The organism is Streptomyces sp. NPDC000983, assembly GCF_040299205.1.
Classification (GTDB): Bacteria; Actinomycetota; Actinomycetes; order Streptomycetales; family Streptomycetaceae; genus Streptomyces.
On sequence record NZ_JBEPBM010000087.1, the window covers coordinates 1 to 9,468 of the forward strand.

Below are 9,468 nucleotides of genomic sequence, written 5' to 3' on the forward strand. Positions count from 1 at the left end.
TATCCCCGGGCGCCCCCCCCCGCCCACCCCCCCGCGCGCCGCCCCCCCCCCACCCCAACAATTACCGGGCGCCCCCCCGGGGCACCCCGGGCCCCGCCCGCCGAAGGCCCGCTGAGGCTCTTCTGGAGGCGACCTAGAGGTCGACCTCCTTCATGAGCATCCCGACCTCGGTGTTGGAGAGCCGGCGCAGCCAGCCCGACTTCTGGTCGCCCAGGGTGATCGGCCCGAAGGAGGTGCGCACCAGCTTCTCGACGGGGAAGCCCGCCTCGGCCAGCATCCGGCGCACGATGTGCTTGCGGCCCTCGTGCAGGGTCACCTCGACGAGGTAGTTCTTGCCGGTCTGCTCGACCACCCGGAAGTGGTCGGCGCGCGCGTAGCCGTCCTCCAGCTGGATGCCGTCCTTGAGCTGCTTGCCCAGGTCGCGCGGGATCGGGCCGACGATGGCGGCGAGATAGGTCTTCTTCACGCCGTACTTGGGGTGGGTCAGCCGGTGCGCCAGCTCACCGTGGTTGGTGAGCAGGATGACGCCCTCGGTCTCGGTGTCGAGCCGGCCCACGTGGAACAGCCGCGTCTCGCGGTTGGTGACGTAGTCGCCGAGGCTCTGCCGTCCCTCGGGGTCCTCCATGGTGGACACGACACCGGCGGGCTTGTTCAGCGAGAAGAACTGGTACGACTGGGTCGCGACGGTCAGGCCGTCGACCTTGACCTCGTCCTTCTCCGGGTCGACCCGCTTGCCCTGCTCCAGCACGATCTCGCCGTTGACCTCAACCCGCGCCTGCTCGATCAGCTCCTCGCAGGCCCGCCGGGAGCCGTAGCCGGCCCGCGCGAGGACCTTCTGCAGCCGCTCGCCCTCCTGCTCGGCGCCGGGGAAGGTCTTGGGCAGTTTGACGTCCTTCTTGCCCGCGTAGCGCTCGCGGTTGCGCTCCTCCGCGCGGGCGTCGTACTCGCGGGAAGTCGCCGGAGCCGAACGGCCGCGCCCGGTGCCCTGGCCCTGCCTCGGCCCGCCCTTGGCACCGCCGCGCGCCGAGGCGCCGCGCCCCGACTTCGGGCCGTCCTGGGTGGCGCCGGGACCCACGTCGTAGCGCCGCTCCTCGGGGCGGGGCTTCTTGGGCCGGCCGCCCTGGTTGTCGTCGCGGTTGTTCCCGGCACCGCGGTAGTTGCCGCGGCCACCGCTGTTCCCGCCGCGGCCGCCGCTGTTGCCACCACGGCTCCCGCCGTTGTTTCCGCTGCTGTTCCTGCCGCTGCTGCTTCGCATCAAAGTTCCGTCGTGTTGTCGTCTGCGTCCTCGGAATCCGGAGCGTCCGGATCGAACGACGGTACGCCCTCCTGGGTCTCGGCCTCGATCGCCTCCGCCTCCGGGAGGAAGGGCGCGAGCTCCGGGAGCTCGTCCAGGCCGCGCAGGCCCATCCGCTCCAGGAAGTAGTTCGTCGTCCTGTACAGGATCGCACCTGTTTCGGGTTCCGTCCCCGCCTCCTCGACCAGCCCCCGCTGGAGGAGGGTGCGCATCACGCCGTCGCAGTTCACCCCGCGCACCGCCGAGACCCGGCTGCGGCTGACCGGCTGCCGGTACGCGACCACGGCGAGGGTCTCCAGCGCGGCCTGGGTCAGCCGGGCCTGCTGGCCGTCCAGGACGAAGCCCTCGACGGCCGGCGCGAACTCGGCCCGGGAGTAGAAGCGCCAGCCGCCCGCGATCCGCCGCAGCTCGAACCCGCGGCCCTGGACGGTGTATTCGTCCGCCAGCTCGCGCAGCGCGTCCGCGATCCGCCTCCTGGGCCGCTGGAGGATCTTGGCGAGGTGCTCCTCGGTCGCGGGTTCGTCCACGACCATCAGGACGGCCTCCAGGGCCGGCTTGAGGTCGAGGTCGGCCACCGAGGGCGGCCCGGCCGGCGGCTCGCCGTTCTCCTCGCTCACTTCTTCTCCTCCTTCGGCGGCTCGGGCGGCCGGTCGAACTCGTCCGTCACCACGGGCTCGGTCCCGCCCTCGCCGCCGGTCCAGCGCACCGTCAGCTCGCCGAGGGCGGTCTCCTGGTCCAGCGCCACGGCCTTCTCCCGGTACAGCTCCAGCAGGGCCAGGAAGCGGGCGACGACGGTCAGGGTGTCGTCGGTGTCCTCGATCAGCGTCCGGAAGCCGGCCTCGCCCAGCTCCTTCAGCCGCGCGACCACGATCTGGGCCTGCTCCTGGACGCTGACCAGCGGTGCGTGGATGTGGTCGACGTACACCTGCGGCTTGGGGCGGGGCTGCATCGCCTTCACGGCGAGCCTGGCGAACCCCTCGGGGCCGATGCTGATGACCACCTCGGGCAGCAGTTCGGCGTGGTGCGGTTCGAGGCCGACGGTGCGCGGGTAGCGCCGTGCCTCCTCGTCGAGGCGGCGGTTGAAGATCTCGGCGATCTGCTTGTAGGCGCGGTACTGGAGCAGCCGGGCGAAGAGCAGGTCCCGTGCCTCCAGCAGCGCCAGGTCGCCCTCGTCCTCGACCTCGGCGGCGGGCAGCAGCCGGGCGGCCTTGAGGTCCAGCAGGGTCGCGGCGACCACCAGGAACTCGGTCGTCTCGTCCAGGTCCCAGTCCGCCCCCATGGCCCGGATGTACGCCATGAACTCGTCGGTCACCTTGGACAGGGCGACCTCGGTGACGTCCAGCTTGTGCTTGGAGATCAGCTGGAGCAGCAGGTCGAAGGGGCCCTCGAAGTTGGCGAGCCGGACCTTGAAGACACCTTCGCCGGACTCGGCGGGGGTGGAGGAGCCGGCGTGCTCGGCGTGCTCGGCGTGCTCGGCAAGCGCGAACGGTTCCGCGGCCACAGCGGGTTCCGCGGGCTCGGAATCTTCCGCAGGCTCGGACGGCCCCGCGGGCTCCGGTTCGTCAGCGACGGTCCCGGGTTCCCCGACGACGGGCTCCGGCTCCTCGGCGACGGGTCCCGCCGGCGGTTCCGGGGGTACGACCTCCGGCTCCGGCACGGGCTCCCAGGGCACCGCGGCCCCCGGCCCCCTCCCCAGCGCGCGCCGACGCCCACCGGATGCGCCGGCGGCGGGCACGGGAGCGTCGTTCGAGGTCATGGCCCTCGCAGGCTACCGCTACCGCCCGCGAAGCCGTCGTACGAGGATGCTGGCGTCCCCGCGGGTCTCCAGGTCGGCGAGGACCACGGCCACCGCCTCGCGGACGATCCGCCCGCGGTCGACCGCCAGCCCGTGCTCACCGCGGAGCACCAGGCGGGCGTGCTCCAGGTCCATCAGCTCCTCGGCCGAGACGTACACGGTGATCTTCTCGTCGTGTCGCTCACGTCCGCTGGGCCGGCGGGCGGCGGCCCGCCCGCGCTTGCGCTGGGCCGGCGGACCGGCGGCGGCAGAACCTTCCTGCGCCTCCGGCCGGCGCCCGGAGCGCTCCGCGGCCGCCCGGCTGCGGGACTCCCCGGCATCGGCCGGTTCGGCGTCCGCGGCGACATGCTCCGCGCCCTCGCCGTCGCCGCCCTGGGCGGGCACCGACTGCGGCGCGTCCTCCGCGGGACCGTCGCCCTCCCCCGCCGGCGCGGGTACCCGGGCCTCGCCGTTGGCCCCCCGCCGGGGAGTGGACGCCTGGAGCGCCGTCCCCCCTGTCGTACGGAACAGTTCGTCGGCCCCCGGCAGACTCACTCGGCGTGACACCGGGCGAGCACCTCCCTGGCGAGCTGGCGATAGGCGGCGGCACCGACGGAGTTGGAGGCGTACGTGGTGATCGGCTCACCGGCGACCGTGGTCTCCGGGAAGCGGACCGTACGCCCGATGACCGTGTGGTAGACGTGGTCGTCGAACGCCTCGACGACCCGGGCCAGCACCTCACGGCTGTGCACCGTGCGCGAGTCGTACATCGTGGCGAGGATCCCGTCGAGCTCCAGCTCCGGGTTGAGCCGCTCCTGGACCTTCTCGATGGTCTCCGTCAGCAGCGCCACACCACGCAGGGCGAAGAACTCGCACTCCAGCGGCACGATCACCTTGTGCGCGGCCGTCAGGGCGTTCACCGTGAGCAGGCCGAGCGAGGGCTGACAGTCGATCACGATGTAGTCGTAGTCGGCCATGAGCGGCTTCAGCGCGCGCTGGAGCGTGGACTCACGGGCGACCTCGGAGACCAGCTGGACCTCCGCCGCCGACAGGTCGATGTTGCTCGGCAGCAGGTCCATGTTGGGGACCGCGGTCTTCAGCAGGACCTCGTCGGCCGACATGCCCCGCTCCATGAGCAGGTTGTAGACCGTGAGGTCGAGCTCCATCGGGTTGACACCGAGTCCGACCGACAGCGCGCCCTGCGGGTCGAAGTCCACGAGCAGGACCCGGCGTCCGTACTCCGCGAGCGCCGCACCCAGGTTGATGGTCGACGTCGTCTTGCCGACGCCGCCCTTCTGGTTGCACATCGCGATGATCTTCGCCGGACCGTGGTCGGTCAGCGGCCCCGGGATCGGGAAGTACGGCAGCGGCCGTCCGGTCGGACCGATGCGCTCGCGACGCTGGCGTGCGGCGTCGGGCGCGAGCGTGGCCGCGTACTCGGGGTCGGGCTCGTACTCCGCGTCGGGATCGTAGAAGTGCCCGTCGGGCAGTTCGTCGTAGTCGGCGAAGTGGTTGTGGGGCGCGCCACTTCCGTCGCCGGCCATGGCGTTCACGTGATGGCCATCCATGCTCTGGTGTGCTGACAGAGTCACGCCGGTCTGCTGGTGACTCTGGTGGGCTGCGAAGGTGCGCACCGCGACGGAGCCGACAGCCTCGAAACCCTCGGGAGCCTGGCCCCGCGCAGGGCTTCCTGGTTGACCACCCCCGGGAGAAAATGTCGACTCATTCACAAGTCGTCTTACCTCCTTGGTGACCAGGAAACTTCTAGACAAGGTCAGCGTGGCACCATGCCGACAGTCGGCGACTCTATGGCGTGTCGGGCGTCCGCAGCAACACAATCCGCCGGACCCGGCAGGATGTGTCGGCAATGAAACATCCCTCTGTCAAGGGCGTACGGCCGTCGCACAGCAGGTTTCACCGGTGTGCGAATCGGTCGAACCGTTACGTTCGAGGCGAGTTGACCGAGCGTAGCAAAGTGACCATACACACACCCGGCCGGACCTTGTCGGGCAAGGTCCGGCCGGGTGGGCGACGTTGACGATCCGTGTTGACGTATCGCCTTTACGAAAAGGTGACTTAGCTGTTCAGCGAGTTGCCGCGGGTCAGCCGAGCAGCGAGTCGAGCTCCACGTGCTCCAGGCCGTGCGCCTCGGCGACCTCGCGGTAAACGACCTTGCCGTCGTGGGTGTTGAGACCCTTGGCGAGCGCCGGGTCGCGGCGAAGGGCCTCGACCCAGCCGCGGTTGGCCAGCTCCACGATGTACGGCAGCGTCGCGTTGGTCAGCGCGTAGGTGGAGGTGTTGGGGACCGCGCCGGGCATGTTGGCGACGCAGTAGAAGACCGAGTCGTGGACGTTGAAGGTCGGCTCGGCGTGCGTGGTGGGGCGGGAGTCCTCGAAGCAGCCGCCCTGGTCGATCGCGATGTCGACAAGGACACTTCCGGGCTTCATCCGGGCGACGAGTTCGTTGGTGACCAGCTTCGGGGCCTTGGCGCCCGGGATGAGCACCGCGCCGATGACGAGGTCGGCGTCGAGGACGGCCTTCTCCAGCTCGAAGGAGTTGGACATGATCGCGCGGACCTTGGTGCCGAAGACCTTGTCGGCCTCGCGGAGCTTGTTGATGTCGCGGTCGAGCAGCGTGACGTGGAAGCCCATGCCGACGGCGATCTGGGTGGCGTTCCAGCCGGAGACACCGCCGCCGATGACGACGGCCTTGGCGGGCTGGGTGCCGGGGACACCGCCGGGCAGGACACCGCGGCCGCCGGCCGAGCGCATCAGGTGGTAGGCGCCGACCTGCGGGGCCAGCCGGCCCGCGACCTCGGACATCGGGGCGAGCAGCGGCAGCGCGCGGGAGGGCAGCTCGACCGTCTCGTAGGCGATGGCGGTGGTGCCGGACTCGATCAGCGCGTCCGTGCACTCCTTGGAGGCGGCCAGGTGCAGGTACGTGAAGAGCGTCTGGTCCTTGCGGAGGCGGTGGTACTCCTCGGCGATGGGCTCCTTGACCTTCAGCAGCAGGTCGGCGGCGGCCCACACCTCGTCGGCGGTCTCCAGGATCACGCCGCCGGCGGCGATGTACTCGGCGTCCGGGATCGAGGAGCCGAGACCGGCGCCGCGCTCGATGACGACCTGGTGGCCGTTGCGCACCAGCTCATGCACACCGGCGGGGGTGATGGCCACCCGGAACTCGTTGTTCTTGACCTCGCGGGGGATGCCGACCTTCACGTGGATCACGGTCCTTGACTCAGAGGGTGTGTGCATAACAAGACATACCCAGGCATGCAGGGGCACACCGGGAGACACCGCGGAGAAGGTGCGGCAGAGCCAGTCTAATGAAGGTGTTCCCGCTGTCTAGCCTTTCATTGCACTAATCTTCAGCGGATGTACTGCGGATTTCGCAGGTGTTAGCTCGTTGTAGCGCTGTCTTCTGGCCCCGGCTCCCCCGCCGGGAGCTCCTCACCCAGCATGCGCTCGGCCGCCCCGCGGTGCAGTCGAGCCGCGGCGGAGTCGCCGAGGTGCTCCAGGGTGTCGGCCAGTCGCAGATGCAGCGCGGCCTGGAGCCGGACGTCGTCGGCGCACCGCGCCCACTCCACCGCCTCCTGGCAGGTGTGCAGCGACTCCTCGGTCCGGCCCGCGTACTCCTGGACCCGCGCCAGCTCGCTCAACGCCCTTGCCTGGGCGGCGACATCACCGCAGCGGCGGTGCCCGGCGACCGCGGCCTTCCAGTTGCGCTGCGCCTCGCCGTAACGCCCGGCGAAGGTGTGCGCGGCGCCGATCCGGCCGTACAGCCGGGCCGCGTCGGCGCGCTCGTCCCGGGCCAGCCGCTGGGCCAGCGCCCGGCCGAACCAGTCGGCGGCCCGGTCGTAGTCGGCGAGCTCCAGATGGGCCCCTCCTACGGATTCCATCGCCCGGCCGGTCGCATACGGATCGTTCGCCTCGCGTCCGGCGTCCAGTGCGGCCCGGTAGCGGGCCAGCGCCGCCCGGGTCCGGCCGGTCCGGGCGTCGAGGTCCCCGAGGTTCAGCAGCGCCGCGGCCCGCTCGCGGGGGAGGCTGCGGCGCTCGGCCACGTCCAGCACCAGGGTGTGGATGCCGTACAGGTCGCCGGCCGCGGCCTGGGTGCCGAAGTGCGCGACCATCGCCCGGACCAGCTGGGACATCAGCCGGCGGGCCAGGGTGTCCAGCTCCCCGTCGGCCACCGCGAGCCGGGCCGCCGCGAGCAGCGCGGGCCTGCGGATGTCCAGCCACTCGGCGGCCGCGCGCGGGCTGGGGAAGCGCAGCGAGCGGGGCATGCCGAGCAGCTTCTCGCGCGCCTGCGCACTGTCGGTCTCGGTGATCGCCCGGCACGACTGGAGCAGCCGCACGGTCCGCTCCAGCATCCGGGCGCGGGCCAGCTGGAGCTCGGCGGGGCGGTCCTGGGCCTCGGTGAGGGCCTTGAGCAGGGGGTGCAGACAGCCGGGGACTTCGTACTGCGGCAGCGGGGACTCCACGGCCCGCAGCAGGCCGAGGCCGACCAGGTCGTCCAGGGTGGTGCGGGCGCCGCTCACCGAGCAGCCGGCCAGCGCGGAGGCGGTGTGCGGGTCGATCAGGCCGGCCGGGGCGAGGCTGAGCAGCCGCAGCATCCGGGCCGACTGGGCGGGCAGGGCGGCGTGGGCGAGGCGGAAGATCCGGGCCAGCGGGCTGCCCGCGGTGTCCTCGTCCAGCTCGGCGTGGACCTGTTTGGCCAGGTCGGCGACGGCCGCCTTGGGCCGGGCCGCGAGCCAGCCGCCGGCCAGCATCAGCGCGGCGGGCTGGGCCTGGCACTCCTCGACCAGTCCTTCGGCGGCGCGCGGGTCCACGGTGATCCGGACCGACCCCGCGTAACCGGACAGCAGCTCGACCGCCGACTTGGTGTCCAGGCCGCCGAGCGTGCAGGGCCGGACGTCGGAGATCCCGGTGAGCGGGCCCGCCGAGACGGCGACGACCAGACAGTCCGGGGAGTCCGGGAGCAGGGCGTCCACCTGTTCCGCGGTGGCCGCGTCGTCGAGCAGCAGCAGGGCCCGGCGGCCGGCGAGGGCCTCGCGCAGTGCCGCGGTGAGGTCGTCCTCGTCGGCGCCGGGCGGAGCCGGCACGTCCAGGGCGGCGAGGAGGTCGCGGGCGGCGGACCGGACGGGGACCGGGGTGCCGTCGGGCTCGCCGAGCCGGGCGCGCAGCACGCCGTCGCCGTAACGGTCCGCGACCTGCCGTACGAGTTCCTCGGCGAGGGCGGTGCGGCCGGAGCCCGGGCGGCCGGCGATGAGCAGGACCCGCGCGCGGGGTGCCTTCCTGCCGGAGAGGGTGTCCAGGCCCGCCCGCTCGATATCGGCGAGCAGCTCCTTCAACTCCCGTGTCCTGCCCAGGAAATGACCGTCGGCCGAACACTGAACGGCGCCTGTGTCCACCGCCTGATCCGTCACGGGCCACGCTCCCGTCCCACACCGCACGAGCAATGCCCGCCGGGATTCCGGTACGGGCGTGTTTCAGAGCCTAGTTCACGCTCTGCTACGACCCGTGTGGAGCGCGGCGGCGACATCCCCCGATCGGATCAGCCGATGGTCACACCACCGGTTCCGGTACGGGGATCAGGCCTCGAAAGGACGTGCGGGCCAGGGCGCGTCCGCCGGGCGCAGCGCGTCGAGTCCGTCACCCGCCCGGGCGGCGACCAGCGAGAGCACGCCCACCACCAGGCAGTTGTTGTGCAGTTCGCCCGCGAGCACACCCCGGACCAGCTCGGTCAGCGGCACCCGCGCGTGCTCCATGTCGGCCTCCTCGTCCTCGACCTCGAAGCGCGCGCCCTCGGCCTCGGACAGATCGCGGGCCAGGAAGATGCGCACCGCCTCGTCGCAGCCGCCGGCCGTGGTGTAGACGTCGGTCAGCACCCGCCAGTCCTCGGCCTTGACGTGCGCCTCCTCGTACAGCTCGCGCTGGGCCGCGTGCAGCGGGTTCTCGCCGGGGACGTCGAGCAGCCCGGCCGGGATCTCCCACAGCTTGTGCCGCACCGGGTGCCGGTACTGCTTGATCAGCAGCACCCGGTCCCGGTCGTCCACCGCGAGCACGGCGACCGAACCCGGGTGGACCTGGTAGTCGCGGCGGACGACGGCGCCGCCGGGCATGACCACTTCGTCCGTCCGGACCGAGGTCTTGTTGCCCGTGAAGGGGGTCTCCGTCGCGCGGATCTCCCACTCCTCGGGGGTGTCCTTGATCGTCATGCCTGCCCTTCCCCACGTACAACATCCGTCCGCGCCCTGACGTGCGCAGCAGAAACCGGGGTGGGGGGGGGGGGGGGGCGCCCCCCCCCCCCCCCCGGACAAAAGGTTGTGAATTGGGCCGGTTTGGGGCGCCGGGCGCCGGGGCCCGAACCCCCCCGCGGGGGGGGGGGGGGGGGGGTCGGG

The 9,468-nt window shown here is 72.0% G+C and carries 7 protein-coding genes and 1 pseudogene; all 8 read right to left on the bottom strand.

Annotation, left to right across the window (positions count from 1 at the left end):
* Nucleotides 1–133: 133 nt before the first annotated feature.
* The 8 genes and pseudogenes from ABT296_RS37915 to ABT296_RS37950 all read right to left on the bottom strand — a co-directional run bounded on the left by ABT296_RS37915 (nt 134) and on the right by ABT296_RS37950 (nt 9,285).
* The gene (locus tag ABT296_RS37915; RefSeq protein ID WP_351934605.1) at nt 134–1,255 is read right to left on the bottom strand and encodes a pseudouridine synthase; all 1,122 of its coding nucleotides are present in this window, start codon (nt 1,253–1,255) and stop codon (nt 134–136) included.
* Entirely contained in the window at nt 1,255–1,911 is a 657-nt protein-coding gene (gene scpB, locus ABT296_RS37920; RefSeq protein ID WP_351934607.1) for an SMC-Scp complex subunit ScpB, read from the bottom strand. Before scpB ends, ABT296_RS37915 begins: the two co-directional genes overlap by 1 nt.
* Nucleotides 1,908–3,050, bottom strand: a complete 1,143-nt coding sequence (locus tag ABT296_RS37925; protein WP_351934609.1) for a segregation and condensation protein A — start codon at nt 3,048–3,050, stop codon at nt 1,908–1,910. The genes scpB and ABT296_RS37925 overlap by 4 nt, the downstream gene beginning before the upstream one ends.
* A gap of 18 nt (nt 3,051–3,068) precedes the next feature.
* Nucleotides 3,069–3,635 carry a hypothetical protein gene (locus ABT296_RS37930; protein WP_351934611.1) on the bottom strand — a complete coding sequence of 189 codons (567 nt, stop codon included), beginning with the start codon at nt 3,633–3,635 and terminating at the stop codon, nt 3,069–3,071.
* Nucleotides 3,620–4,798 (bottom strand): ParA family protein, encoded by a 1,179-nt coding sequence (locus tag ABT296_RS37935; protein WP_351934612.1) that lies wholly within the window; start codon nt 4,796–4,798, stop codon nt 3,620–3,622. The genes ABT296_RS37930 and ABT296_RS37935 overlap by 16 nt, the downstream gene beginning before the upstream one ends.
* Nucleotides 4,799–5,170: 372 nt before the next feature.
* Complete coding sequence (gene ald, locus ABT296_RS37940) at nt 5,171–6,295, bottom strand: alanine dehydrogenase (protein ID WP_351934613.1); 1,125 nt, start codon at nt 6,293–6,295, stop codon at nt 5,171–5,173.
* A gap of 133 nt (nt 6,296–6,428) precedes the next feature.
* Nucleotides 6,429–8,493 (bottom strand): annotated as a pseudogene (locus ABT296_RS37945) (tetratricopeptide repeat protein).
* Between the two features lie 165 nt (nt 8,494–8,658).
* Nucleotides 8,659–9,285: an NUDIX domain-containing protein gene (locus tag ABT296_RS37950; protein ID WP_351934615.1), complete on the bottom strand. Its 627-nt coding sequence runs from the start codon at nt 9,283–9,285 to the stop codon at nt 8,659–8,661.
* Nucleotides 9,286–9,468 lie beyond the last annotated feature (183 nt).